Source organism: Bacillus sp. AFS012607, from assembly GCF_002558005.1.
In the GTDB taxonomy this organism is placed as follows: domain Bacteria; phylum Bacillota; class Bacilli; order Bacillales; family Bacillaceae_G; genus Bacillus_A; species Bacillus_A thuringiensis_S.
In genome coordinates this window covers 211860-236631 of sequence record NZ_NTVM01000020.1, presented here as the reverse complement: position 1 = coordinate 236631, position 24772 = coordinate 211860, and the positions used below count along the sequence as shown (strand labels likewise).

Here is a 24772-nt window from a genome sequence, read left to right as displayed (position 1 = left end):
ATCGAGTGTTCTCCTTTTATTATGGGATTTTATAGGGGGAAGCGGGATGAGTGAAACGCTACTCGTTATTATTAGTATATTACTATTTTTAATGTTGCTTTTAATCGTCTTTTTTATCATTACATTTTTTATAAAAAAACGAACACATCATTCTATTTTAAAGTTACATCCATACTTAGGAAGAATGCGCTACTTACTGGAAAAGATAGGGCCTGAATTTCGACAATATTGGTTTGATCATGATACGGATGGAAAGCCTTTCTCACGTTATGATTTTCAAAGTGTTATGTTTTTAGCGAAATATCGCTCTGAAATACTTGGTTTTGGATCAAAACGAGATTTTGAAGCTTCTGGCTATTATATTGCTAATACATTATTTCCGATATTGACTGAGGAATTAAGTGTGAATCTCACGCAAGAGCGAGAAGGTAAAAAGTACGTGATTCATAAAGAAGGGTTATTTTCAAGAAGAGAAAAATTTACAGCGGATACAACGAATCTTTGGCTGTACGAAGAAGATGATGCAATTATAGTCGGTGAGAACCGTAAATATCCGTGGAAGCTACATGGTATGTTTGGTGCATCTGCGACTTCTTACGGCGCGATTGGAGAAAATTATATTTTAGCGAGTGGTTTTGGAGCAAAAATGGCAGGCGGATCGTGGATTAATACTGGTGAAGGTGGCATTATTCCAGAACATTTACATACAGGAGCAAATATCCTTGCGCAAATTGGTCCAGGGTTATTTGGATACCGCGATGAGGACGGTAATTTTTCAATGGGAAAATTCAGGGAGAAAGCAAAAGAAAGTAATATTAGAGCATTCGAATTGAAATTTGGGCAAGGTGCTAAAATACGTGGTGGTCATCTAGAGGGACAAAAAGTAAATGAGAAAATTGCTTCTGTTCGCAACGTCAGAAAGGGAGAGACGATTAATTCACCGAATCGATTTTCATTTTTAAAGAATGCAACGGATACACTTTGTTTTATTCAACAGTTGCAAGAAAGCGGCGGTAAACCAGTTGGAATGAAAATTGTAATTGGTCAGCAGGAGCCTTTGGAAGATTTATTTAAAACGATGAAAGAGTTAAATATCTATCCAGATTTCATTACAATTGATGGTTCAGAAGGTGGATCAGGAGCGACGTATAAATCGATGGCAGATAGTATGGGAATGCCGCTTATTCCAGCGTTACTGACATGTATTGATACAGCGAATCATTATGGTGTTCGGGACAAATTCAAAGTGTTTGCATCGGGGAAATTAATCACACCAGATAAAGTGGCGATTGCTTTAGCGATTGGAGCGGATGCTGTAAGTTCAGCCCGCGGATTTATGATGGCAAGCGGCTGTATTATGGCCCTTCAATGTAATTCTGGCCAATGTCCATCTGGTGTAGCCACGACGAATCCGCATTATCAAAAAGCGTTAGATCCGTATGAGAAGAAGTGGCGAGTCATGAATTATATTATTAGTATGAGATATAGTTTATTTTCATTAGCAGCGGCAGCGGGAGTGAAGAGCCCGCGCCATTTAACTAGAGAGCATATTGTGTTTAAAGACGAGATGGGGAGAGTAGTTCCTCTTTCGGAATTGTTTCCTATAGTAAATCAAATCTAAAAGTATATTTGATATGTAAGATTTTTCAGAGGAATAATCATATTGTTTGGAAAAATTAGGAGTATAATAGGGAAGTGTTTTTAAAAATGACTATTTTTAGGGAGAGATTCACTTGCAGCAAGGTTCGTACAGTATTACAATTTTTTTACTCGTCATAGGGCTCTTTATATTTAGACGCATGCGTTCTATGAATCGACCAATTAAAAATAAAGGAAGACGATTACTATTGCCATTATTCTTCTTATTACCAGGTTTTTCTTTATATGCTGCACCGATACAACTTGTTGGTTGGCAAATTGGTATAGCTGCTGGGATCGGTCTGTTATTGTCAATTCCACTTATTATTTTAAGTGGGTATGAAGTTAGAGAAGATGACCAAATTTATGCGAAAAAAAGTATCGCTTTTATTGCTACATTTTTAGTTATCGTTCTTTTACGTGCTTATTTTAGAAGACATTTACAAGGTTTAGATCCAAAGTCAATTGGCATTCTTTTCTACACTCTTGCGGTTTGTTATATAGTACCTTGGCGTATTGGATGCTATATGAAATTTCGTAAAGTATATGTAGAGAAAGAGAAAATTGAGATGTCAATAAGCTAAAAGTCATACATTTGTATGGCTTTTTCTTTTAAAATTTATCGGGTAAACGAATGAAAATAAGGTGTGAAAAAACATTGTTTAATTTTCTGAATATTTTTACTTAAATTTCTTGAAAAATCATTGTAATCCACTGGGATAAAGGCGTTTATAAAGGTTTTCACATGTAATGAAAAGTGCTCGTTCACTTGAAAGAACAAAAAATGTTTGTTAAGGTAGGGAACCATAAGCGAATACAAGAAAATAGAAAAAGTCATTTTTCGAAATTTTGAATGGCTTATGGGCTAAGGGAGAGATTTGGTGAAGATTGAAATTATGGTTTCGCTTGCTATTTATATGGCAGGTATGTTGTATATCGGATATTGGTCTTATAAGAAGACATCCGATTTATCAGATTATATGTTAGGCGGAAGAGGACTCGGTCCAGCAGTTACAGCTTTATCAGCTGGTGCTTCTGACATGAGTGGTTGGATGCTAATGGGGTTACCTGGTGCGATGTATGCAACAGGATTATCAAGTGTATGGATTGCGATAGGTTTATTAATAGGTGCTTATGCAAACTATTTAATCATTGCCCCGCGTTTACGAACGTATACAGAAGTGGCAAATGATTCAATTACGATTCCAGACTTTTTAGAAAATCGGTTTAAAGATTGTACGAAAATACTTCGTTTTGTCTCCGCTATCGTCATTTTAGTATTTTTCACATTTTATGCGTCGGCTGGTTTAGTTTCAGGTGGACGTTTGTTTGAAAATTCTTTTAACCTTGATTATAAAATTGGTTTATTTGTAACAGTGGGTGTCGTTGTTGCGTATACACTATTTGGTGGTTTTCTAGCCGTAAGTTGGACGGACTTTGTGCAAGGGTGTATTATGTTTATTGCGCTTGTACTAGTGCCAATTGTTGCTTTTACGGATGTCGGTGGTGTAACAGAAACATTCAATACGATTAAGCAAGTTGATGCATCACATTTAGATATGTTTAAAGGGACTACAATACTTGGTATTATTTCATTTTTAGCATGGGGTCTTGGGTATTTTGGTCAACCACATATTATTGTCCGCTTTATGGCAATTACCTCTATTAAAGATTTAAAAACTTCTCGTAGAATCGGTATCGGTTGGATGACGATTTCAATTATAGGTGCAATGCTTACTGGTCTAATTGGTATCGCTTATTATGCTAAAAATAATGCGACATTACAAGATCCAGAAATGGTCTTTGTAACATTCTCAAATATTTTATTCCATCCATCCATTACAGGATTTTTATTATCAGCTATTTTGGCTTCGATTATGAGTAGTATTTCCTCACAATTACTTGTTATTTCAAGTGCAGTAACGGAAGACTTTTATAAAACATTTTTCCGTCGTAACGCAAGTGACAGAGAACTTGTATTTATCGGTAGATTATCAGTATTAGTAGTAGCTATGATCGCAGTTGTTTTAGCGTATCATCCAAGTGATACAATTTTAACACTTGTAGGTTATGCCTGGGCTGGATTTGGTTCAGCATTCGGACCAGCTATTTTATTAAGTTTATATTGGAAAAGGACGAATAAGTGGGGCGTTCTTGCAGGTATGATTGTTGGTGCAGTAGTTGTTATAGCATGGGTACAAATTCCAAGTTTAAAAGCGACTATGTATGAAATGGTACCTGGATTCTTCTGTAGTTTATTAACTGTTATCGTTGTAAGTTTATTAACGAAAGAACCCGTTAAGGCAGTTCATCGTGAATTTAATGAGATGGAAGCAGTGCTGGAAGAGGAAACGAAATAATTAGCGAAGAGAGTAAACGAAACTGGCGTTTACTCTCTTTTTATTTAAAATGAAAATAAGGAATTTGTTGACAACTAAAAGTAAGTAACTTATAATAAATTTGAGTTCAAGATAATTTATGTTACGAATACAGATTTTAAATAGAGTAAATATTTTTTGAGAATTATCTCGAATTTGAGATGATTTTGATAAAGTAGACATTCAAGTGTGATATTATAATTAATATCTCGAATTCGAGATAAGATTATAATGACGGATTTTACTTTTCAGTATGGACAAAATGAATAATGAATTTTAATGAATAAAAGTTTTTAAAATGAAATAAAAAGGGGCGGAGAAAATGACAAAGAAAACGATGGGAATTCACCACATTACAGCAATCGTAGGACATCCACAAGAAAATGTAGATTTTTATGCTGGTGTATTGGGGTTACGTTTAGTGAAACAAACAGTGAATTTTGATGATCCAGGTACGTACCATCTTTATTTTGGAAATGAAGGAGGAAAGCCTGGAACAATTATTACGTTTTTCCCATGGGCAGGTGCTCGTCAAGGTATTATTGGAGATGGTCAAGTAGGAATTACGTCTTACGTTGTACCAAAAGGTGCAATGGAGTTTTGGGAAAATAGATTAGAAAAATTCGATGTTTCGTATACAAAAATGACTCGTTTTGGAGAACAGTATTTAGAATTTGATGATCCGCATGGTTTGCATATAGAATTAGTTGAAAGAGAAGAAGGCGAATTAAATAATTGGAGTTTTGGAGAAGTTACACCAGAAGTAGCAATTAAAGGGTTTGGAGGTGCTGTTCTTTTATCTGCACAGCCTCAAAAAACAGCTGAATTGTTAGAACATATTATGGGTCTTGAGAAAATTGGAGAAGAGGGTGAATTTGTTCGATTCCGTTCTTCTGCTGACATTGGAAATATTATTGATTTGAAATTATCAACAATCGGTCGTGGCCAAATGGGCGTTGGCACAGTTCATCATATTGCTTGGAGAGCGAGTGACGATGCAGATCAGCTAGACTGGAAAGAGCATATGACTCGTTTTGGATATCACGTAACTCCTGTACAAGACCGAAATTATTTTAACGCGATTTATTTTAGAGAACATGGTGAAATCTTATTTGAAATTGCAACAGATCCTCCTGGTTTCGCTCATGATGAATCGTTAGAGACGATGGGTGAGGAATTAAAGTTACCGGAACAATATGAACAACATAGAAAACAGATTGAACAAACGCTTTTACCATTTGAAGTGAGAAATTTAGATTAAAGTGATTGAAGGGGGAAAAGGATTATGATGAAACATGTTTTTCAAAAAGGAAAAGATACGTCAAAACCAGTGTTGTTATTACTTCATGGCACAGGTGGTAATGAATTAGATTTACTATCACTTGCAGAAATAGTTGATCCGGAAGCGTCGGTATTAAGCGTTAGGGGAAATGTGTTAGAGAATGGGATGCCGCGTTTCTTCCGCCGATTAGCAGAAGGCATTTTTGATGAAGAGGATTTAATTTTCCGTACGAAGGAATTAAATGAATTTTTAGATGAAGCGGCTAAAGAATATAAATTCGATAGAAATAACATTGTAGCTATCGGTTATTCGAATGGGGCAAATATCGCAGCAAGCTTATTATTCCATTACGAAAATGCATTGAAAGGTGCTGTGCTTCATCACCCAATGGTACCAAGAAGAGGAATGCAATTAGCAAATTTAGCAGGGAAATCTGTGTTTATTGCTGCTGGGACAAATGACCCAATTTGTTCATCAGCAGAGTCCGAGGAATTGAAGGTACTATTAGAAAATGCAAACGCGAATGTAACAATACATTGGGAAAATCGAGGGCATCAATTAACGATGGGTGAAGTAGAAAAAGCAAAAGAGTGGTATGACAAAGCATTTTAAAAAAGAAGCATCTGCTAACGATTAGCAGATGCTTCTTTTTTATTTAAGACTGGATTGCAAGATGAGATGAAGAAAGTGGTAGCTCAATATCAACAATCGTACCTTTATTTAATTCGCTTGAAATGTGTAATTTACCATGATGTTCTTCAATTATTTTGTAACACATCATTAATCCTAGTCCTGTGCCTTTTTCTTTTAAACTATAAAAAGGTTCGCCTAGACGGGAGATACGATCTTCTGGAATGCCACAACCTTCATCGATAATTCGTATTAAGATGAAATTATCCTCTAATGGTTTTGTTTGAATGAAAATATTTCCGCCATTTGGCATCGCTTCTATCGCATTTTTTAATATGTTTATAAAAACTTGTTTTAATTGGTTACCGTCACATTGAATATCATATACGTAATCAAAATGATCCATGATGATATGAACGCTATGCATAATTGCAGTCGGTAAAATAAATGTAACTACCTCTTCAATTAAAGTTTGTATGTTACAAGTTTGGATAGATAATACTTGTGGCTTAGACATCGCCATAAATTGACTCGTGATGGATTCCATTTGTGAAATCTCACTTAACATAACATCGATATACCATTTTTGCTCCTCATTTATTTCAGGGAGGAGCAACGTTAGAAAACCTTTTAGAGAAGTGAGTGGATTTCGAATTTCATGGGCAATTCCAGCTGTCAGTTGTCCGACTACTGCGAGCTTCTCAGATTTTCGTAATAACTTTTCAGTTTCTTTTAGCTCAGTAACATCTCTCCCCATCACGATAAGACCTTTGCGAGAACCGTCAGGATGATAAAGCGGGACTTTTGATATACTTAAGATTAGATCGAAATCATCTCTATGTATAATAAATTCCTCGCCATGAAGAATTTGTCTTTGTTGCCATGCTAGTTCATCAATTTCTTCACAATGTAAAAAAGCTTCTCGGTATGCTTCATTATATTGAATGAGTTCGCTATCTTTTTTCCCATGGTAAGGTACATGATGGAAATTGAAGCAAGAAAGTGCGTAGTCATTTGCCTCAAGCCAGCGCCCTTCATGATCTTTAAATATAACAAAGGCAGGCATGGAGTTTACTAATGTACGTAATCTCTTCTCACTTTCTTTTAGCATATTCTCAATTCTTTCTGATTTTTCAAGCGGCTTCATAATAGCATATACGCCAGTAAGACGATTTTGAACAAAAATAGGAACTAGTTTTGTCACAACATCTAATAAGAATCCATTTTTATGATAAATAGATAAGATATACTCTTGTTGATTATCCGCTTCAGTATTCTTTATATTTTGTAATACTTGCTCAGAAATATGGGCTTCTAAAATAGAGGTAATATTTTTCTGTTCTAATTCTAAAGAAGTGTAACCTAATATTCTTTCGGCAGAAGGATTTATATGTAGAATAACTCCTTCTAAATTTAATGAAATAATACTATCAGGATTGTGTTCGAACAGAGATGCGTACATTTCTGTTAATGAACGATCTTGTATATGGTTTCGCAAACGTCTAGAAATGTTCGGATGACGTTTTTTTTGAGTTGGTGAATATTTTTTACGACTCATAATAGTTCCTCCGTACAAATAGCATCTAAAAAGATTTGTCTATTCATAACTATAATATAGATGTAATGTGTATTTCTATAAAAAATGGAAGTTATAGAATAAATTTTGTTTTTTTTATTTTTTGCAAGGTGAATGCAGGATGTTAATAAGGGGAGCTTATATTGTTTTATAAACCTCTTGTAAGTTACAGACGGCTGTTTTCCGTATAATATTAGGGTAGAGGAGGGGGAGAGAAAATGAAAAATTATATTCAAGGGATTAATCACGTGCAAGTAGCTGCACCTGTAGGGTGTGAAGAAGAGGCGCGTGATTTTTATGGGAATACAATTGGTATGGAAGAAATTCCAAAGCCAGAAAAGTTGAAAAAACGAGGTGGATGTTGGTTTAAATGCGGAAATCAAGAAATCCATATTGGTGTGGAGCGGAACTTTACACCAGCTAAAAAGGCTCATCCAGCTTTTTATGTGAATGAAATTAATGAATTTAAGCAAACACTTATAGAGCAAGGTGTTAAAGTGATTGATGATTATGCACGGCCAGATGTAATTCGATTTTACGTGTCAGATCCATTTGGAAACCGAATTGAATTTATGCAAAATAAAGACTAGGTGGATTCCCACCTAGTCTTTAACTTCTTCTGAAAAGTCCTAATACTTCTACAGTTTCTGTAATATTAACGAATGCATTCGGGTCGATTTCAGAAATTGTTAGTTTCATACTTGCTAATTCTTCACGAGAAACGACGGTCATAAGTACACGCTTTTTCTCGCTTGAATAAGCACCTTCGCCATCAAGTAACGTTATTCCACGTACAACAGTTGAAAGAAGTTGTTTTTTCATTTTTTCTGCTTCATTTGTTACAATCATAAGTGTAACTTTACGATGTTTTGTATGAACAGCATCAATTACTTTACCAGTTACATAAATTGAAAGTAAGCTTGTAAGTGCAACATCCCAGGTGAAGAAGAATCCTGCGATTATTACAACGACTGCATTTAAAATAATAAGGAATCCGCCAAGTTTAATGTCTCGCTTGCGGGATAAAAGCATACCGATAATATCAAATCCACCAGTGGATCCATTACAGTTAAAAACAAGACCAATACCAGCTCCGGCGATGACACCTCCGAAGATAGAAGATAACAATGGATCTGTTGCTACGACTTTTACTGGAACGTAGTATAATGCAACAGATAATACAACTACAGAGACAACTGTGTTAAAAATTACTTTTTTTCCAAGACCTATGTACCCTAAAATAAGGATAGGTAAGTTTAATACAAAGTTAATAATGCCTGTGTTTACAGGGGTTACAATTCCTAAAATAATAGCAATTCCGCCAATTCCACTACTTAAAATTTTGTGGGGGATAAGGAAAAGATTAAAGGCAACCGCAATAATAATAGAACCGATAATAACACCAAGGAATCTGACCATTTCTTTCCCGTCCTTCACTGAAAAATTCATATTATTTCAAGATTATATATGATATTGAAAGTTTTGGGTAAAAACAGTTTATTTCGGTAAATTAGATTAATCAAAAGAATTTGAGTATTTTATTATTTGAAAGGGGATACAGTTGTGAAGATAAAAACATATCAACAGAAAAGCCCGTTGAAGCAAGAATGTGAGGATTCTTATTTTTGTAATAAAGAAAAAAAGATTTATGGTGTATGTGACGGTGCAACACCACTTGTCCCGTTTGGTGATGAAAATGGACATAATGGAGCATACATCGCTTCGCATTTATTTGCAAGTTATTTTACTTCATTACGAGAGAATCATAGGTTACGATTTGCAGTTGCAAAAGCAAATGAAGCATTGCAAAGCAAAATGTTGGAATATAAAGTAGATACGAGAAAGAAAGATCATTTGTGGTGTACATGTATTGCGGCAGTTCAAATAGATGGTGAGAAAATTGAATATGCGCAGCTTGGGGACTGTATGATTGTCGCAACTTTTCAAAATGGAACGATGCAAGTATTAACGAAAGACACAGTTAAAGGAATTAGTAACCGAGCAAAAAGGAAGAGGGAAGAAGATCGTAAGAAAGGTTTATCTGTCCCGGAGGAACATGTTTTTCAAGATGTTCGAGAACAGTTAAAGTACAATCGTTATCTTGCAAATATGCCAAATGGTTATTCAGTTGCAAATGGAATGAAAGAAGCGATACATTATTTACAACATGGTGAATTACATATAGATGAAGTGAGTGGAATTTTTATTTGTTCAGACGGGTTATTTCACCCAGATTGGCCACTCGAACAAACAGTTGCATATATAAGAAAGAATAGTATAAACGAATATGTAGCAATCATTGAAGAGCTGGAAGGGGAAAAGAGAATAAGACCAGATGATAAAACGATTATTATGATTGATTTTTAAGAGGAGGCAGTTCAAATGGAAATTAAACGTGTCAATCTAACATTTCAAGATGAATTAGTTCCTTTAGAAAAAGTAAACAAACTGATTATTCACCATACAGCTGAAGATGGATGGGACGTGTATAAAACGCATGAATTTCATCAAACTGTAAAAGGGTGGAGTGGGATTGGTTACAACTATTTTATCGAAGAGGACGGAACTGTAGTGGAAGGACGAGGTTTACATATTGGAGCGCATGCGAAAGATCATAACCGCCATACAATTGGGATATGTATGACGGGAAATTTTGATAAATACGATCCAACTCCTGCACAAGTGAATGCATTATATTCTTTATGTAAAATATTTATGAAGCAATTTGCTATAAAGAAAGAGAATATACTCGGTCATAGGGAGTTAGAAGGAGTTACAAAAAGCTGTCCTGGTAATCGTTTTTCTATGGTAGAGTTAAGGAAGATATTATCTTAAATATAGAGGAGTAACAACGATGATGAATATAAAAATACCAAATGATAAAAAAGAAGAGCTTGTAGCACAAATTCAGCAATTTTTCATGGAAGAAGATTTAGATGAAATTGGACGTTTCCAAGCAGAGCGTTTAATAGAAGAGATGATTAAATTAGTTGGACCATTTGCATACAATCAAGCAATTGGAGATGCAAGAAAGCTTGTAAGTGAGAAATTAACGAATATTGAAGAAGATTTATACGTGTTAGAGAAGAATGAAGGAAAATAAAAAAGAGCCGATGGGCTCTTTTTTATTTTTCTTTCTTATGTTCTTTATATTCATGTACTTTTTCTTTCACATTACCAACTGTATCTTTAGCAGTGCCTTTCACCTTATCCCATTTTCCTTCAGCTTGTAATTTCTTATTGTCAGTTACTTTCCCAACAACTTCTTTTACTTCACCCTTTACCTTATCAATAGCACCTTCTACTTTTTCTTTTAAACCATGATCATGTTTAGTCATACATTTCTCCTCCTTGTAGTTTGATTAGAATTCTCTTTTCATAGTGCAAGTTGAATGATGTATCTAGTAATAGCGTAACAAATATAGTTTGAATATTCAAATGATTAATAGGATAGAAAAGAAAGTGTCATAAAATTGTAATGAGAAGAGAAAGAATGTAAATTACATGTCTTTTGCAGTCCATATTGATTTCGTATAAGCAATTTTCATATGGGCACGTTCCATATTATTTTGACTGCTGCTACCGAACTTTGCTTGTCCAACTACTAAGTTACAGTTGGATTCAATAGCCGTCTCTATTCGTTTTTGAATTAATGCAGTATGACAGCCTTTACGCTGAAATTCTGGCAAAGTAGCAGAAGCAGCTAATGATGCAATCCCATTATTTATATACAGGACACCAATACCCGCAGGAGTGTTTTGAACTTCGGCTATGAAAAAATGCCAGCCAGGTTTATTGTAGAGAATTTCGTTATTTTGATGGACGCCATCTTTTGTAAAGGATGGCATGTTAAATCCGCGTACGTATATGTCTGCAAAAATATGAAATTCATTTTCTTTTAGTTCGCGTACTGAAATGTTAGAAGGAAGAAGGGAAGGGTCTTCTCTCGGTATACTATATAAAGCGGTATGGAAGCTGGATTGGTAAAATCCTCTTTGAGATAAGTATTGAAATAATTTGGCTGTACCTTGAGCGGGTGTAATTTCAAAACGACAAGGGATTTGTAGCGATTGATAATAAGAGACGATTTCATCTATCTCATCTGTATTTGTAAATGTAATACCTTTTACCGTATTAAAAGCTGGACCAGCAATTATTTTTGATGAAAAGGCAGTGGCACTCCCGAACTTTTTCATTTGTACTTGCATTGGATTTTCAGCTAATGCTTGTAATGCTTTTAGTCTAGAAGAGAGCATATGTATTTCTGCGTTTTCAATTTCTGTGGCTATATCGAGTGTTATAACAGTAGTCATAAAATTCCTCCATTAATAAATATATTTCATGGTATATATACGATTTTTGTTTTGAGATTCCTGTTGAAATGTGAGAGAATAAGAGGTTTTTTGGAAGGGAAATGGAAGTGAGCTGTCGAAGGGAGTGGAAACAGATTAAAGGTGGTGCTCTCATGAAACAAAAAGCCGTGCAGGCATGCTCTAATTGTGGTTCTCAAAACATAGGAGAAGGTGAGTTTGTCGGATATGCACAAATACGGAAAAAGGAAACGATGTTCACATCTTCACCGGTGGATGCTTATATTTGTACAGATTGCGGGAATATCCTTCTATTAAAAGTACGACATTATGAAAAGTTTAAGCAGAAGCCGTTATGATTATTGGGAAGTGACTTTATTAGAAAAGTTAATAAGAGTAATATTTTACATATATATGAGTATGCCTCAGATAAAGAGATGAAAACATATACTGTACATGGTTCGTTATATGACACATAAAAATATATAGAAGAAATTGTGAGGCAGTAGGAGGAAGAAAAAACAGCTCCTCTTGGAATATTTCATATTTAAAACTCCTTTAAATGAATAAAGGAGTTTTTTGTTTTTTTATAACAATAATTACCTTTAATTATTATAATTGGTTATTGAGAGAGGTGGTTTATTAACGCCATAATCATAGAAGAATAATAGCTAAATCGTATACAAAACTACTATATAACACATTCGCAACCGTAAGTTGACAAAGTGCAACCGCGGGAAGATAGAGATAAAGGCAATGTTTACATACAATTTAGGTAAGAAAACAAAGGGGGACACACATATGGGATTTGGTGAAAAGCTTTTTAAATTAAGAAAGGAAAAGGGCCTTTCTCAAGAAGCATTAGCTGAAAAATTAAACACAACAAGGCAAGCGGTTAGTAAATGGGAAAACGGTCAAGGTTTTCCTGAAACTGAAAAGTTAATAATGATTGGAAATGTATTTGAAGTATCACTTGACTATTTATTAAAAGAAACTGCTGAGCAAAGTAACGAAAAGGAAAATGGTTATTATGTAAGTAAGGAAATGGCAGAAGGGTATGTAGTGTATGGACAAAAAATTTCTAAATATATTGCATTAGGATTTAGCTTGCTTATTTTATCTACAATACCGTACTTATTATTTAAAGAAAATGCAACAATGTCTACGTTTCTTGTCATTATCATTGCAGTGCTTGGGATCGGAGCAATGATGGCACCTGTAACGATAGAAGAGAGTCGATACAATGTATTGAAAAAGGAAGAACTACTATTTGATCAAAACTTTCTAAAAGAATTGACAAAAAGATATGCGACTATTAAGAAGAAGTATGCGTCAGTAGTGATCGTTGGATTTTGTTTTATTGCAGCAGGAGCGATTCCGTTTTTGTTTGAGAAAAAGCATATAACTTCAGGAGAATTAGTGCAGTATTACCCTTATTGTGTTGTACTTATTGCTATCGGAGTTTATCTTTTTGTACGTGTGTTAGGAGTGTTAGAGACGTATCGGATTTTAGTAGAAAATAAGGAATACAGTAATCGTTTTATTTTTAAATTGAAAAAGAAAGTAAGGAAAAAGGTAGATAGTTTATAAAAAATAAAAAACATGTTTCGAATCAATGTATTCAAAACATGTTTTTTATCGTTCTGAATTATTTCCAAAGGAATAATTCAGAAAATACAGAAAAATGTCGTAATCATTTGTAGAAGTCTGTTATAATGAACGAAAAATAAAAACGCTTTAAAGGGGGATATAACCAATATGATGATGAATGTACCGCTAACAATTAGTTCTATGATGGAAAGAGCAGAAAAACTGTTTTCAAAGAAAGAAATTGTTTCACGGACACATGATACAGTTACGACGTTAACGTATAAGCAGTTAGGTGAAAGGACGAGAAGGCTTTCTAGTGCGTTAAAAAAATTAGGAATTAAAGAAGGCGAGCGTATAGGAACGTTAGCGTGGAATCATCATCGACATGTGGAAGCTTATTTTGCTATTCCTGGTATTGCTTCTGTTTTGCACACAATTAATATTCGTTTATCTCCTCAACATATTTCATACATTATTCAGCACGCAGAAGATCACATTCTACTTATAGATGAAGATCTCGTACCACTCGTTGAAAATATTCAATCACAATTATCAACTGTACAAGCCTACATTATTATGACTGATAAAGATGAACTTCCAAATACTACGCTAGAACCTGTATATCATTATGAAAAACTATTAGAAGAAGGCGATCCAAATTTCCAATTTGTAAAAGATATTGATGAAAATACACCTGCTGGTATGTGTTATACGTCAGCGACTACAGGGAATCCAAAAGGTGTTGTATATACGCATCGTAGTACTGTACTGCATTGTATGGCACTCGGTTTAGCGGATACAGCTGCTTTATCGGAAAGTGATGCGGCGATGGCAATTGTACCGATGTTCCATGTGAACGCTTGGGGACTTCCTTTTGCAGCTACTTGGTTTGGAACTAAACAAGTTCTGCCAGGACCAATGTTTACTCCAAAAATTTTATTAGAGATGATCCAAGCTGAAAAAGTAACGATAGCAGCAGGTGTGCCGACAATCTGGCTCGGTGTATTACAAGAATTAGAAAATAATAGTTACGATTTATCTAGTATAACGAGAATATTATGCGGTGGTGCTGCTGCACCGAAAAGCGTTATTAAAGCATTTGAACAAAAATATAATGTTCCTTTCGTACATGCATATGGTATGACTGAAACAAGCCCACTCGTAACACTTGCACGTTTAAAAAGTTATGAAACAGAATTATCATATGAAGAGCAATTAGAAATCCGCTCAAAACAAGGATATCTTGTCCCTGGTGTAGAGATGAAAGTAGTCGGTACAAACGGTGAAGTGAAGTGGGATGGTACTGAGATGGGAGAGTTATGTTTACGAGCACCTTGGATTGCTGAAAGCTATTATAACGATGATCGTACTGTCGAAGGATTCCGAGACGGTTGGTTATATACTGGTGATGTTGTTACAGTTGACGAGGAAGGCTGCGTGAAAATTGTTGATCGTACGAAAGATGTTATTAAAAGCGGGGGAGAATGGATTTCCTCAGTTGACCTTGAAAATGCTTTAATGGCACATGATGCTATATTTGAAGCGGCCGTTGTTGCAGTTCCACACCCGCAGTGGCAAGAGCGTCCAGTTGCCTGCGTTGTACAAAAGGCAAATAGCACTGTTACAAAAGAAGAACTATATGAATTTTTAAAACCACAGTTTGCAAAGTGGTGGTTACCAGACGATATTGTATTTATGCAGGAAATTCCGAAAACATCTGTTGGGAAGTTTTTAAAACAGGCGCTTCGGAAAGAACTTGAGCATTTGCATAAGGAGAAATAATTGAAAAAATAATTGTAAACCTATATTTAAAACAAGTTGACAAATACTAAATAGAAAGATAATATAACTCCTATAATATGTTATCTAAAAATCGTTTTAAGTTTACAAATAGGAGAAGCAAATATGAATACAAAAAACTTAGTTTTCGTCGCTTTATTTAGTTCTATTATGGGAGTGTTAGGGTTAATACCTCCAATTGCTCTTGCTATTACACCAGTTCCGATTACATTACAATCACTCGGTGTTATGCTTGCTGGTGGATTGTTAGGATCACGTCTTGGTGCGTTAAGTCAGCTTATTTTCTTACTTATTGTTGGAGTTGGGGCACCATTACTTGCAGGTGGACGAGGTGGTCCAGGTATATTTGTTGGGCCAAGCGCAGGATATTTACTTGGTTATATTGTAGGAGCATTTGTTATTGGTTATTTAATTGAGCGTTTACGTGAAGTTTCTATTATAAAAGTATTATGCATTAATATAATTGGTGGTATTTTCGTAGTTTATGTATTTGGTATCATTGTACAAGCATTCGTAATGGATATTTCTATATGGCAGACGATGAAAGTGAGTGTCGTATTTTTACCAGGTGATTGCATAAAAGCGATTATAGCAGCAATTCTTGTAACGAAATTACATCGTTCATTGAAACATATTATTACGCCTGCTCTAAAGAGTGGGAAATATACAAATGCGGGATAAGAAAGAGAAGAAACACGTTCATTGCGTGTTTCTTTTTATTATTTTGTAAAGAAAGGACGTCTCAAATGGGGATTACAAAAGAATATAAAAAGTATGCCTCTTTACTATCAAGTAAAATAGCAATAAAGGAAAATGATCGAGTATTAACATATAAAGAGTGGTTTGAGTCAGTATGTAAAGTAGCAAACTGGTTGAATGAAAAAGAATCGAAGAATAAAACGATAGCAATTGTATTAGAAAATAGTATGGAGTTTTTACAACTATTTGCTGGGGCTGCGATGTCTGGATGGGTTTGTGTGCCGTTAGATATAAAGTGGAAAGAGGATGAGCTCAAAGAAAGAATTGCAATTAGTAATCCGGATGTGATTGTGACAGAGCGATATAAGGTAAATGATCTACCGGATGAAGAAGGAAGAGTAATTGAAATTGATGAGTGGAAAAGAATGATAGAGAACTATCTTCCTACATATAATCCTGTAGAAAGTTTACAAAATGCTCCTTTTTATATGGGATTTACATCAGGATCAACAGGAACAGCAAAAGCATTTTTACGTGCACAACAATCGTGGGTTCATAGTTTTGATTGTAATGTACATGACTTTCATATGAAAAGGGAGGATTCGATTTTAATAGCTGGGACGCTCGTTCATTCTCTTTTCTTATACGGGGCAATAAGTGCATTATATGTAGGACAAACGGTGTACATTATGAGAAAGTTCATTCCAAATCAAGTACTAGATAAGTTAGAAACTGAAAATATATCAGTTATGTATACAGTTCCGACAATGCTTGAATCTTTATATAAAGAAAATAGAGTAATAGAAAATAAAGTGAAAATTATTTCGTCAGGAGCGAAATGGGAAGCTGAAGCGAAAGAAAAAATAAAGAATATATTTCCTTATGCGAAAAGATATGAATTTTATGGTGCATCAGAGTTAAGTTTTGTAACAGCACTAGTCGATGCAGAAAGCGAAAGAAGGCCAAATTCAGTAGGAAAACCTTGTCATAATGTGCAAGTTCGAATATGTAATGAAGCAGGCGAAGAAGTACAAAAAGGTGAAATAGGAACTGTTTATGTGAAAAGTGATCAGTTTTTTATGGGATACATAATAGATGGGGTTTTAACATGGGAGTTGAATGCAGAAGGCTGGATGACAGTGCGAGATGTAGGCTATGAAGATGAAGAAGGCTTTATATATATTGTTGGTAGAGAGAAGAATATGATTTTATTTGGAGGAATCAATATTTATCCAGAAGAAATAGAAAGTGTATTACATGAACACCCAGCTGTTGATGAAATAGTTGTAATTGGTGTGAAAGATAGTTACTGGGGTGAAAAGCCCCTCGCGATCGTAAAAGGAAGTGCTACGAAACAACAATTAAAGAGTTTTTGCTTACAGAGATTATCCTCTTTTAAAATACCGAAAGAATGGCATTTTGTAGATGGAATACCTTATACAAATAGTGGGAAAATCGCTCGTATGGAAGCAAAAAGTATGATTGAAAACCGGGAGAAAATATATGAATAGAGCAGTTATTGTAGAGGCGAAAAGAACACCTATCGGTAAGAAGAATGGGATGTTAAAAGAGTATGAAGTTCAGCAATTAGTAACGCCGCTTCTTACGTTTTTAAGTAAAGGGATTGAGAGAGAAATAGACGATGTCATGTTAGGGAATATTGTGGGGCCAGGAGGGAATATTGCGAGACTATCTGCTTTAGAGGCGGGACTTGGCTATCATATTCCTGGTGTAACGATTGATCGGCAATGTGGTGCTGGTTTAGAAGCAATTCGAACTGCGTGTCATCTCATTCAAGGCGGGGCAGGTAAGTGTTATATCGCCGGGGGAGTAGAGAGTACAAGTACGTCACCTTTTCAAAAAAGAGCACGATTTTCACCTGAAACAATTGGTGATCCTGACATGGGAGTAGCGGCTGAATATGTTGCGGAGCGTTATAACATAACGAGAGAAATGCAAGACGAGTATGCTTGTCTTAGTTATAAGCGGACACTGCAAGCGTTAGAAAAAGGATATATACATGATGAAATATTTTCTTTTAATGGATTATTAGATGAATCTATAAAGCTAGAAATGAATTATGAACGAATCATTAAAAGAACAAAGCCCGCATTTTTACAAAATGGAACAGTAACGGCAGGTAATTCGTGCGGTGTAAATGATGGAGCATGTGCCGTTCTTGTAATGGAAGAGGGACAAGCCCGAAAGTTAGGTTATAAACCTGTCCTTCGTTTCGTTCGTAGTGCTGTAGTGGGAGTGGATCCCAAGCTTCCAGGGACTGGTCCGATATTTGCGGTGAACAAATTATTAAACGAAATGAATGTAAAAGTAGAGGACATCGATTATTTTGAAATAAATGAAGCATTCGCCTCAAAAGTTGTTGCTTGCGCAAAAGAGTTACAAATTCCGTACGAAAAAGTAAATGTAAATGGTGGAGCAATTGCGCTCGGTCATCCGTACGGTGCATCTGGTGCTATGCTTGTAACACGTTTGTTTTATCAGGCACAAAGAGAGTCTATGAAATATGGAATTGCTACATTAGGAATTGGAGGCGGGATAGGGATTGCGCTATTATTTGAGAAAGTAGAAGACTAGCGAGGTAACTAGTTTTCTACTTTTTGAGGAACATAAATATTGCTACCAGGCTTCGCTTTCATTTCGTTCCAAGCAGCAATCGCATCAGCTTTTGCTTTCCCTTTATTATTTGGATCTTCGAAAAAGTCACGAGTAAAGCGATTGTATTCAAATTGTGCACCGATAGTTGTTTTGTATGTAGGGTCTTTTTTTCGTTCGTTTTCTTCATGCCAAAAAGCTACCGCGTCTTCATATGTTTTTCCAACATTCTCTTTGAAAAATTTTTGAAGAGCTACTGTAAAGCGGAAGTTTGTTCCGATTTTTTCTTTGAAAAAAGCACGAACATCTTCGCTACAGCGGTGATTGTTAGTAATAATCGTTTGAAGAGAAAGGTCTTTATAAGAGAGGGAAGCTTTACGCACTTTTTGCCCAGAGCTGTTTTTTAAGACTTTCCCCGTAGTTAAATAATGTGAGATACAATCGGTTATTTCAATCTTAGAGCCGCTAGCTGGCAACCCATTCTCACGACAAAATGTTTGGAGTTCTGCTTTTAACCAATAATAGTTTTGGAAATCTTCAAGTGATATAGACTTTGTTAAAGGTGGACGCATGAATGTAACAACTACTTTCTTCCATAATTTTCTTCAATTATAAAACGTACGTTCTTTTTATGGAAGGGGTAATTTGTAAATATAATGGGAAGAGGAGATTACATATGGAAAATGTAATGCAAGTTCGTGTTACGGGAATTTTAATTGAAGGTGAAAAATTATTGCTAGTAAAGCAAAAAGTTGCTAATAGGAATTGGTCTTTACCTGGAGGAAGAGTGGAGAATGGTGAAATGTTAGAAGAGGCGATGATTAGAGAAATGAGAGAAGAAACGGGATTAGAAGTTAAAATTAAGAAGCTACTCTATGTTTGTGATAAACCGGATGCCAGTCTATCTTTATTACATATTACATTTCTACTTGAAAAGCTTACAGGGGAAATTATGTTACCCTCTAATGAATTTGATCATAATCCAATTCATGATGTGCAAAAGGTACCGATTAAAGATTTAAGTCAATATGGTTTTTCGGAAACTTTTATCACTCTTATAAGTGAAGGTTTTGCAAGTGCAGGGAGTTATCAAGGCTTGAAACAAAATATTGGTTTGTAAGTATAGAGTAAGGATAGCTGTTAGCTATCCTTACTAAAAATGCTTTACACCGCCGACTGTAAAGAAGAAACAAGCTGATTTAAAAATTCATCTCCGCTCATAATTGCTCTCCCGCCACCGCGAGCACTCTTCTTATTTCCGCCACCTTTTCCTTCGATTGTAGGAAGAGCGTCTTTTAAAAGAGCATTCATATCGAGTGATACTGATTTTCCGCAAGCGAGAATACATTGTAGTTTGTCATCATTTTCGATGACGAAATACGTAATTGCATGCTCTTGTTGTTCTGTAATAATAGCGGAAAGCTTTGCGATTTCTTGCATAGAACGATTTGTAAATACTTTAGAAATAAGTATGTCAGCATGAATTTTTATGGGCTGTAGAAGTAGTTCATTTGCCTCTGCAAATAATAATTTTTCATTCATTGTTTGTATTGCTTTTTCATTTTCTTTTTGAGAAGTAAGAAGTTGTGCTACTTTTGCTGGGATATCACTCTCGCTACTGTTTAATTGTTTAGAAACATCTTTCATAATTTGTTGTTGTTTGCCCATTAAATTTAGTGTGCGCCAACCAGCGATAAATGTTAATCGTATGCCACCTTTATTGCGCTCCCACCCTAGTACTTGAATAGGACCTACTTCACCAGTTCGTTTCGGATGCGTTCCACCACAGCCGTTGTAGTCAAAGTTTTCGATAATAACAACCCGTATATTTTCTGTTATAGTCGGTTCTTTACGAAGGGGGAATGTTTTCGCTTTTTCTAAGTTCATCCATTCGATATGGATTTGATGGTTTTCGAAAACAATTTTGTTGGCAATGTTTATTGCTTTTTCAACCGTTTCTGTATGAAGATTTTCTATTTCTAAATCAATTGTTACCGTTTCTTTACCAAGGTGGAATCCAATCGTAGGTATGTTAAAATGATCCCAAAAAGCAGCAGATAAAATGTGCTGAGCCGCATGTTGCTGCATATGATCAAAACGGCGCTCCCAATTGATTTTACCTTCTACTTCTTCTGTATGTAATTTTTCTACAATGAAGTGACGAATTTCCCCATGTATCTCTTCTACATTGATTACATCGATATCATTTAATGTGCCAGTATCATGCGGTTGTCCGCCACCTGTCGGATAAAATGCGGTCTCGTTTAAAACGACGTATAAGTTACCGTCTTTATCATAATCTTGCTTTATAATTTTTGTAGTAAAGTCTTGCTTATAAGCGTCAGTGTAATATAATTTTTGCTCCAATTTTCTTTCCCCTTTCGCGTTCACTAGTTTCATTGTAAAGCAATTGAAATTAGTTTCCTAATATTTCAGAAGAAAGAAACTATTTTTAGAATTTTCTTGCTATAATAAGAAAAAGAAAATGCGGGGGTGGAATGAATATGTTATATGAAAACGGCGTAGATAAACTTCTTAGTTTAAGTAAAAATATTTCTGAATTGTATCGAGAATTAAATGAAATGACCCGGATTTTAACGGATTGTAATCGAGAAAGTGTGAAGTTTGATCGGTTATATGTAAAAGAGTTACTGTGGAAGAAAGAAGATGTAATAGAGAAATATGACCAGCTACTTGTGCAACTTTGTATAAATGAATGCTTTGATTTAAAAAGTGTCATTACAGGGGAATATAAGTATACATATGAAGAAGTAGAAAACATAGTTTTACAATTTAATGAAAAGTATAATGTCGCAATCTTAATTAAAGATGTGTGTAAAGAATTACAGTTCACATATGGAATTGATATGGACATAACGAGAACAACTCGGGTATCAACAGCTCAAGTATAGAAAAAGGAAAAGAAAGCAGATCCTTTGCTTTCTTTTTTTTATGTAAGAACGGGGAGAGTAGGTTTAGTGATGAAGGGGAAGTTACAAAATATTCATCCGTTAGGAATGACAATTATAATAGGGACTTTATTTGCGAGGTTCGCCACGTCAATGAGCATTCCTTTTTTAGCAATTTATTTAACGACTGTTAAAGGTGTATCAGCTGGAATGACAGGTGCTATTATCGGAACGAGTGCACTTGTTGGTGTTTTTGCTAGTTTTATCGGAGGGAATTTATCAGATCGATTTGGCCGGAAAACGATTATGCTCTGGTCCATGATTGTTTGGATTTTTGTGTTTATAGGTTTTTCACTTGCGGATCATGTTTTAAGTTTCTTTTTATTAAACGCTTTAAATGGATTATGTAGGTCGTTTTTTGAGCCAACATCAAGAGCATTATTATCAGATTTAACGAAACCAGAGTATCGTTTACTCGTATATAATTTGCGTTACGGTGCAATCAATGTTGGAGTGGCGATTGGCCCTCTTGTCGGATTACAGATTGGAAGCGCAAAATCTACAATTCCTTTTTTAGTAGCAGCTGGAGTGTACATTCTATATACAGCTATATTAGCATTCCAATTTAAGAAGTATCCAATTGAAAAAAAGAAAATAAATACAGAAAAACCTGTCACAATGTTAAATGCAATTCGCATTTTGCGAAAGGATGTCGTATTTTTAGTTGCTTTAGTCGGTATTATTTTGAGTAATTGTGGTTTTTCTCACTTAACGACAACAGTATCTCAATATTTTGCAAATGCACATATATTTCAGGATGGAGTGAAATTATTTTCATATATGTTAGCTTTAAATGCGATTGTTGTAGTGATTATCCAATACCCTGTTATTCAAATGTGCAAAAAGTATACACCGTTAACATCAATTATGGTGGGGACTTTATTTGTAAGCGGAGGATTATTTGGCTTTGGAATAGTAGAATCTATGCTAAGTGCTGCCGTTTGTACAATTATTTTTACAATTGGAGAAGTCTTAATGTTTTCGATGACGGATGTATTTATTGATGATATTGCTATTGCGCATCTAAAAGGAACATACTTCGGTGCGATGGGCTTTTCGGGAATTGGAGCAGTAATAGGTCCGTGGTTTGGAGGAGTACTTCTCGATTACTACGGCTACCAAAATGGGTTTGTAGTATTTTCAGCACTAGCTATATTTTCAACTGTGGCATTTCCTGTGCTTTTAGTTACAAAAGGTTTATCGAAAAAAAGATATGATGCAAATTCTAATATAGAAATGCATGCGAAATAACATAAGCCCCAGTAACCAACTGGGGCTTAGTTTATATTATATTAACTCTTAATTTGAAAAAAGAACTTTTTTTTCATGCTTATCAGCAACTTCATTTTTGGAAATATGAATGGCTAAAAATCCGTTTTCTAAGCAGGCTAGCATCTTTTTATAAATGATAGTAGTAGGTAAAGGGATTGTTCGTTGTAAGGAAATGTTTTTATGAAGTATGCATATAGCTAGGCCTGTCTCTAACTTTTTAATGAGTACATTTTGTTCAGTGACATTTTGTACATCTGTTTCCAAAATATATTCTTCTTCGGTTTCGCAAAGGTCGATGTGAATTTGATTTGGAAAGCTAAAGTTACTATAAGAATCGGAACAAAATTGATCCATCCATTCTTCGAAACCATCAACATGAAAAAGACAATTCTTCTTTTTCTTGCCCATGTAAGACACCCTCCGTAAAATATCAATTCATATCATGTTATGCATGAATGAAACAGAGGTGAAGAATAAATGATGAAATACAAACATTTTATGTTGAATGTGCACGGTATGTGAATATTTTTTATTACATATCATGATGTGCATGTTTTTTTTGGCGTGAATGGTTACGGTTTTTTACTTTATGAGATCCGCTTAATGGCTCAGGTTGTCCTTTTTTTTCTTTAGATTCACGATTGTTTTTACTCATTATATGTGACACCTCCTCTTTCTTTTTAGAATGAGAGAAGTTGACGATTTTATACAAGAATGTTTTTAGAAAAAAAGGTAAAGATAAAGGGGACTAACTATTATAGAAAGGGGATTATATAATGCCATATCATAAAGATAAGCAACAAGCCTTTCAAGCGGCACAGCAAGGAGTTACACAAGCAGAAAATGCATTTAATAATATTGTGAAGAATGACCCTAACTATGGTCATGATTTAAAAGAGTTACGCCAAGAGGTTCAGGAAGCATATGAACAAATTCAAAATGCACTAGAGGTAGCTTCAGAAACACAACGTCCACAACTTGAGCAATATGAAAATAATCTCCAAAATATAATGCGAAATGTAGATCAATTAGAAAAGTAAATGAGGTTGTTGTCTATTCGACAACCTTGCTGCTTTAGTGAACGTTATGTTAAAACAGAAAATTCTTTTAATAGTTTTTTCTTTATTATGCGCAGTACATATATTTCAAGTGGAAAAAGTGGAAGCGAAAATGTTGCTCAGAAAAGAGTTAGAACCAACTGGTTATGTAACATGGGAAGTACCTAATAATGAAAAAATTATTGCAATTACATTTGATGATGGGCCAGATCCAACATATACACCGCAAGTTTTAGATTTATTACGTCAATATAAGGCTGAAGCGACATTTTTTATGATTGGATTTCGAGTTCAGCGCAATCCATATTTAGTGAACCAAGTGTTAAAAGAGGGACATGAAATTGGAAATCATACGATGAATCATTTGTATGCGAGTAATTCGTCAGATGAAAAATTAGAAAATGATATTTTAGATGGAAAGAAATTTTTTGAAAAATGGGTGAAAGAACCTTTGCTATTCCGTCCTCCTGGTGGATATATTAACGATGCTGTATTTAAAACAGCGAAAGAAGCTGGTTATCAAACTGTTCTATGGTCATGGCATCAAGATCCACGTGATTGGGCAGATCCAGGGGTTGAATCCATTGTAAATCATGTAGTGAAAAATGCTAAAAGTGGCGATATTGTATTGTTACATGATGGAGGAAATGATCGTAGTCAAACGGTAGCAGCGCTAGCAAAAATTTTACCTGAGTTGAAAAAGCAGGGCTATCGATTTGTAACGGTTTCGGAATTACTACGTTATAAACATTAGAAAAAATCCCAAAAGGAAAATAGACCTTTTGGGATTTTTCTTTACTGGTTCTTTTTACGTTTCTTATTATTTTGTCGCTCTGCTGGAGTTAAAGGCTCGTTTGCAAATTCTTCATTGTAACCAGTTCCTTGTCCTTGTGCAGATGCAACATTCATTCCTGAAATAGTATGATTTGCTTTTCTTTTACCCATTTTATTTCACCT

General features: G+C 35.0%; 29 protein-coding genes. 20 read left to right on the top strand and 9 right to left on the bottom strand.

The window, feature by feature from the left end:
* The first annotated feature begins 46 nt into the window (after window positions 1-46).
* The 5 genes from CN409_RS22590 (at window position 47) to CN409_RS22570 (ending at window position 5910) form a co-directional block, all read left to right on the top strand.
* A complete protein-coding gene (locus CN409_RS22590) occupies window positions 47-1621 on the top strand; it encodes an FMN-binding glutamate synthase family protein (RefSeq protein WP_097981075.1) in 1575 nt (524 codons plus the stop codon).
* A 112-nt stretch (window positions 1622-1733) separates the two neighbouring features.
* Window positions 1734-2222 carry a CcdC protein domain-containing protein gene (locus tag CN409_RS22585; RefSeq protein WP_097981074.1) on the top strand — a complete coding sequence of 163 codons (489 nt, stop codon included), beginning with the start codon at window positions 1734-1736 and terminating at the stop codon, window positions 2220-2222.
* A 297-nt stretch (window positions 2223-2519) separates the two neighbouring features.
* The gene (gene putP / locus CN409_RS22580; protein WP_141527734.1) at window positions 2520-3998 is read left to right on the top strand and encodes a sodium/proline symporter PutP; all 1479 of its coding nucleotides are present in this window, start codon (window positions 2520-2522) and stop codon (window positions 3996-3998) included.
* Between the two features lie 340 nt (window positions 3999-4338).
* Complete coding sequence (locus CN409_RS22575) at window positions 4339-5277, top strand: ring-cleaving dioxygenase (protein ID WP_000163260.1); 939 nt, start codon at window positions 4339-4341, stop codon at window positions 5275-5277.
* A 24-nt stretch (window positions 5278-5301) separates the two neighbouring features.
* A complete protein-coding gene (locus tag CN409_RS22570) occupies window positions 5302-5910 on the top strand; it encodes an alpha/beta hydrolase (RefSeq protein WP_000975496.1) in 609 nt (202 codons plus the stop codon).
* A 43-nt stretch (window positions 5911-5953) separates the two neighbouring features.
* On the opposite strand, the gene CN409_RS22565 is transcribed toward CN409_RS22570, so the two are convergent.
* Window positions 5954-7486, bottom strand: a complete 1533-nt coding sequence (locus tag CN409_RS22565; protein ID WP_000087650.1) for a BA3702 family sensor histidine kinase — start codon at window positions 7484-7486, stop codon at window positions 5954-5956.
* Window positions 7487-7722: 236 nt separating this feature from the next.
* On the opposite strand from CN409_RS22565, the gene CN409_RS22555 reads away from it, so the two are divergent.
* On the top strand, window positions 7723-8094 hold the full coding sequence (locus CN409_RS22555) for a VOC family protein (protein WP_000800779.1): 372 nt from the start codon (window positions 7723-7725) through the stop codon (window positions 8092-8094).
* Between the two features lie 19 nt (window positions 8095-8113).
* Here the strand turns inward: CN409_RS22555 and CN409_RS22550 are convergent, their stop codons facing one another.
* Window positions 8114-8923 carry a YitT family protein gene (locus CN409_RS22550; protein ID WP_000251344.1) on the bottom strand — a complete coding sequence of 270 codons (810 nt, stop codon included), beginning with the start codon at window positions 8921-8923 and terminating at the stop codon, window positions 8114-8116.
* 126 nt (window positions 8924-9049) lie between these two features.
* Between CN409_RS22550 and CN409_RS22545 the strand changes: the two genes are divergently transcribed.
* The 3 genes from CN409_RS22545 to CN409_RS22535 are packed head-to-tail and all read left to right on the top strand — an operon-like array spanning window position 9050 to window position 10607.
* The gene (locus tag CN409_RS22545) at window positions 9050-9871 is read left to right on the top strand and encodes a protein phosphatase 2C domain-containing protein (protein WP_002162635.1); all 822 of its coding nucleotides are present in this window, start codon (window positions 9050-9052) and stop codon (window positions 9869-9871) included.
* A 15-nt stretch (window positions 9872-9886) separates the two neighbouring features.
* Window positions 9887-10339: a peptidoglycan recognition protein family protein gene (locus CN409_RS22540; RefSeq protein ID WP_000403998.1), complete on the top strand. Its 453-nt coding sequence runs from the start codon at window positions 9887-9889 to the stop codon at window positions 10337-10339.
* Between the two features lie 19 nt (window positions 10340-10358).
* Entirely contained in the window at window positions 10359-10607 is a 249-nt protein-coding gene (locus CN409_RS22535) for a DUF2164 domain-containing protein (protein WP_000981064.1), read from the top strand.
* A gap of 22 nt (window positions 10608-10629) precedes the next feature.
* On the opposite strand, the gene CN409_RS22530 is transcribed toward CN409_RS22535, so the two are convergent.
* Together CN409_RS22530 and CN409_RS22525 are read right to left on the bottom strand one after the other, a co-directional pair.
* The gene (locus CN409_RS22530; protein ID WP_000160410.1) at window positions 10630-10842 is read right to left on the bottom strand and encodes a CsbD family protein; all 213 of its coding nucleotides are present in this window, start codon (window positions 10840-10842) and stop codon (window positions 10630-10632) included.
* A gap of 162 nt (window positions 10843-11004) precedes the next feature.
* On the bottom strand, window positions 11005-11817 hold the full coding sequence (locus CN409_RS22525) for a GNAT family N-acetyltransferase (protein ID WP_000214258.1): 813 nt from the start codon (window positions 11815-11817) through the stop codon (window positions 11005-11007).
* 101 nt (window positions 11818-11918) lie between these two features.
* Here CN409_RS22525 and CN409_RS22520 point away from each other — a divergent pair, with 101 nt between their 5' ends.
* The 6 genes from CN409_RS22520 (at window position 11919) to CN409_RS22495 (ending at window position 18498) form a co-directional block, all read left to right on the top strand.
* Complete coding sequence (locus CN409_RS22520) at window positions 11919-12173, top strand: hypothetical protein (RefSeq protein WP_003260719.1); 255 nt, start codon at window positions 11919-11921, stop codon at window positions 12171-12173.
* 442 nt (window positions 12174-12615) lie between these two features.
* Window positions 12616-13404 carry a helix-turn-helix domain-containing protein gene (locus tag CN409_RS22515; protein WP_000505609.1) on the top strand — a complete coding sequence of 263 codons (789 nt, stop codon included), beginning with the start codon at window positions 12616-12618 and terminating at the stop codon, window positions 13402-13404.
* Window positions 13405-13572: 168 nt separating this feature from the next.
* A complete protein-coding gene (locus CN409_RS22510; RefSeq protein ID WP_042595448.1) occupies window positions 13573-15186 on the top strand; it encodes a long-chain fatty acid--CoA ligase in 1614 nt (537 codons plus the stop codon).
* Between the two features lie 123 nt (window positions 15187-15309).
* A complete protein-coding gene (locus CN409_RS22505) occupies window positions 15310-15885 on the top strand; it encodes a biotin transporter BioY (RefSeq protein WP_001093320.1) in 576 nt (191 codons plus the stop codon).
* Between the two features lie 65 nt (window positions 15886-15950).
* Window positions 15951-17414 (top strand): acyl-CoA synthetase, encoded by a 1464-nt coding sequence (locus CN409_RS22500; protein WP_097981071.1) that lies wholly within the window; start codon window positions 15951-15953, stop codon window positions 17412-17414.
* Window positions 17407-18498 (top strand): acetyl-CoA C-acyltransferase, encoded by a 1092-nt coding sequence (locus CN409_RS22495; RefSeq protein ID WP_001078011.1) that lies wholly within the window; start codon window positions 17407-17409, stop codon window positions 18496-18498. Before CN409_RS22500 ends, CN409_RS22495 begins: the two co-directional genes overlap by 8 nt.
* Before the next feature lie 8 nt (window positions 18499-18506).
* Here CN409_RS22495 and CN409_RS22490 read toward each other — a convergent pair whose 3' ends face one another.
* Window positions 18507-19088, bottom strand: a complete 582-nt coding sequence (locus CN409_RS22490) for a DUF6434 domain-containing protein (protein ID WP_001247749.1) — start codon at window positions 19086-19088, stop codon at window positions 18507-18509.
* A 104-nt stretch (window positions 19089-19192) separates the two neighbouring features.
* On the opposite strand from CN409_RS22490, the gene CN409_RS22485 reads away from it, so the two are divergent.
* Complete coding sequence (locus CN409_RS22485; protein ID WP_097981069.1) at window positions 19193-19636, top strand: NUDIX hydrolase; 444 nt, start codon at window positions 19193-19195, stop codon at window positions 19634-19636.
* Window positions 19637-19680: 44 nt separating this feature from the next.
* On the opposite strand, the gene CN409_RS22480 is transcribed toward CN409_RS22485, so the two are convergent.
* The gene (locus CN409_RS22480; RefSeq protein WP_017763506.1) at window positions 19681-20883 is read right to left on the bottom strand and encodes a serine-tRNA(Ala) deacylase AlaX; all 1203 of its coding nucleotides are present in this window, start codon (window positions 20881-20883) and stop codon (window positions 19681-19683) included.
* Window positions 20884-21020: 137 nt separating this feature from the next.
* On the opposite strand from CN409_RS22480, the gene CN409_RS22475 reads away from it, so the two are divergent.
* Together CN409_RS22475 and CN409_RS22470 are read left to right on the top strand one after the other, a co-directional pair.
* Window positions 21021-21428 carry a hypothetical protein gene (locus CN409_RS22475; protein WP_000965134.1) on the top strand — a complete coding sequence of 136 codons (408 nt, stop codon included), beginning with the start codon at window positions 21021-21023 and terminating at the stop codon, window positions 21426-21428.
* 69 nt (window positions 21429-21497) lie between these two features.
* Window positions 21498-22736, top strand: coding sequence for an MDR family MFS transporter (locus CN409_RS22470; protein ID WP_002082353.1), 1239 nt, complete (start codon window positions 21498-21500; stop codon window positions 22734-22736).
* 48 nt (window positions 22737-22784) lie between these two features.
* Here CN409_RS22470 and CN409_RS22465 read toward each other — a convergent pair whose 3' ends face one another.
* Complete coding sequence (locus CN409_RS22465) at window positions 22785-23165, bottom strand: Hsp20/alpha crystallin family protein (RefSeq protein ID WP_000516758.1); 381 nt, start codon at window positions 23163-23165, stop codon at window positions 22785-22787.
* 124 nt (window positions 23166-23289) lie between these two features.
* Window positions 23290-23412 carry a small acid-soluble spore protein P gene (locus CN409_RS22460; protein ID WP_000042142.1) on the bottom strand — a complete coding sequence of 41 codons (123 nt, stop codon included), beginning with the start codon at window positions 23410-23412 and terminating at the stop codon, window positions 23290-23292.
* 121 nt (window positions 23413-23533) lie between these two features.
* On the opposite strand from CN409_RS22460, the gene CN409_RS22455 reads away from it, so the two are divergent.
* On the top strand, window positions 23534-23797 hold the full coding sequence (locus tag CN409_RS22455) for a hypothetical protein (protein WP_001146295.1): 264 nt from the start codon (window positions 23534-23536) through the stop codon (window positions 23795-23797).
* A gap of 46 nt (window positions 23798-23843) precedes the next feature.
* Window positions 23844-24569, top strand: coding sequence for a polysaccharide deacetylase family sporulation protein PdaB (gene pdaB, locus CN409_RS22450; RefSeq protein WP_000917689.1), 726 nt, complete (start codon window positions 23844-23846; stop codon window positions 24567-24569).
* A gap of 41 nt (window positions 24570-24610) precedes the next feature.
* On the opposite strand, the gene sspO is transcribed toward pdaB, so the two are convergent.
* Window positions 24611-24760: a small acid-soluble spore protein O gene (gene sspO, locus CN409_RS22445; protein WP_000518060.1), complete on the bottom strand. Its 150-nt coding sequence runs from the start codon at window positions 24758-24760 to the stop codon at window positions 24611-24613.
* Window positions 24761-24772 lie beyond the last annotated feature (12 nt).

Coding starts and splice junctions, on each gene's coding strand:
- CN409_RS22500 (WP_097981071.1), top strand. CDS start 15,951: ATGGGGATTACAAAAGAATATAAAAAGTATGCCTCTTTACTATCAAGT.
- CN409_RS22530 (WP_000160410.1), bottom strand. CDS start 10,842: ATGACTAAACATGATCATGGTTTAAAAGAAAAAGTAGAAGGTGCTATT.
- CN409_RS22535 (WP_000981064.1), top strand. CDS start 10,359: ATGATGAATATAAAAATACCAAATGATAAAAAAGAAGAGCTTGTAGCA.
- CN409_RS22490 (WP_001247749.1), bottom strand. CDS start 19,088: ATGCGTCCACCTTTAACAAAGTCTATATCACTTGAAGATTTCCAAAAC.
- CN409_RS22515 (WP_000505609.1), top strand. CDS start 12,616: ATGGGATTTGGTGAAAAGCTTTTTAAATTAAGAAAGGAAAAGGGCCTT.
- CN409_RS22485 (WP_097981069.1), top strand. CDS start 19,193: ATGGAAAATGTAATGCAAGTTCGTGTTACGGGAATTTTAATTGAAGGT.
- CN409_RS22475 (WP_000965134.1), top strand. CDS start 21,021: ATGTTATATGAAAACGGCGTAGATAAACTTCTTAGTTTAAGTAAAAAT.
- CN409_RS22495 (WP_001078011.1), top strand. CDS start 17,407: ATGAATAGAGCAGTTATTGTAGAGGCGAAAAGAACACCTATCGGTAAG.
- CN409_RS22555 (WP_000800779.1), top strand. CDS start 7,723: ATGAAAAATTATATTCAAGGGATTAATCACGTGCAAGTAGCTGCACCT.
- CN409_RS22520 (WP_003260719.1), top strand. CDS start 11,919: ATGGAAGTGAGCTGTCGAAGGGAGTGGAAACAGATTAAAGGTGGTGCT.
- CN409_RS22570 (WP_000975496.1), top strand. CDS start 5,302: ATGATGAAACATGTTTTTCAAAAAGGAAAAGATACGTCAAAACCAGTG.
- CN409_RS22590 (WP_097981075.1), top strand. CDS start 47: ATGAGTGAAACGCTACTCGTTATTATTAGTATATTACTATTTTTAATG.
- CN409_RS22455 (WP_001146295.1), top strand. CDS start 23,534: ATGCCATATCATAAAGATAAGCAACAAGCCTTTCAAGCGGCACAGCAA.
- CN409_RS22575 (WP_000163260.1), top strand. CDS start 4,339: ATGACAAAGAAAACGATGGGAATTCACCACATTACAGCAATCGTAGGA.
- sspO (WP_000518060.1), bottom strand. CDS start 24,760: ATGGGTAAAAGAAAAGCAAATCATACTATTTCAGGAATGAATGTTGCA.
- CN409_RS22460 (WP_000042142.1), bottom strand. CDS start 23,412: ATGAGTAAAAACAATCGTGAATCTAAAGAAAAAAAAGGACAACCTGAG.
- CN409_RS22565 (WP_000087650.1), bottom strand. CDS start 7,486: ATGAGTCGTAAAAAATATTCACCAACTCAAAAAAAACGTCATCCGAAC.
- CN409_RS22540 (WP_000403998.1), top strand. CDS start 9,887: ATGGAAATTAAACGTGTCAATCTAACATTTCAAGATGAATTAGTTCCT.
- pdaB (WP_000917689.1), top strand. CDS start 23,844: ATGTTAAAACAGAAAATTCTTTTAATAGTTTTTTCTTTATTATGCGCA.
- CN409_RS22470 (WP_002082353.1), top strand. CDS start 21,498: ATGAAGGGGAAGTTACAAAATATTCATCCGTTAGGAATGACAATTATA.
- CN409_RS22525 (WP_000214258.1), bottom strand. CDS start 11,817: ATGACTACTGTTATAACACTCGATATAGCCACAGAAATTGAAAACGCA.
- CN409_RS22465 (WP_000516758.1), bottom strand. CDS start 23,165: ATGGGCAAGAAAAAGAAGAATTGTCTTTTTCATGTTGATGGTTTCGAA.
- CN409_RS22550 (WP_000251344.1), bottom strand. CDS start 8,923: ATGGTCAGATTCCTTGGTGTTATTATCGGTTCTATTATTATTGCGGTT.
- CN409_RS22505 (WP_001093320.1), top strand. CDS start 15,310: ATGAATACAAAAAACTTAGTTTTCGTCGCTTTATTTAGTTCTATTATG.
- CN409_RS22510 (WP_042595448.1), top strand. CDS start 13,573: ATGATGATGAATGTACCGCTAACAATTAGTTCTATGATGGAAAGAGCA.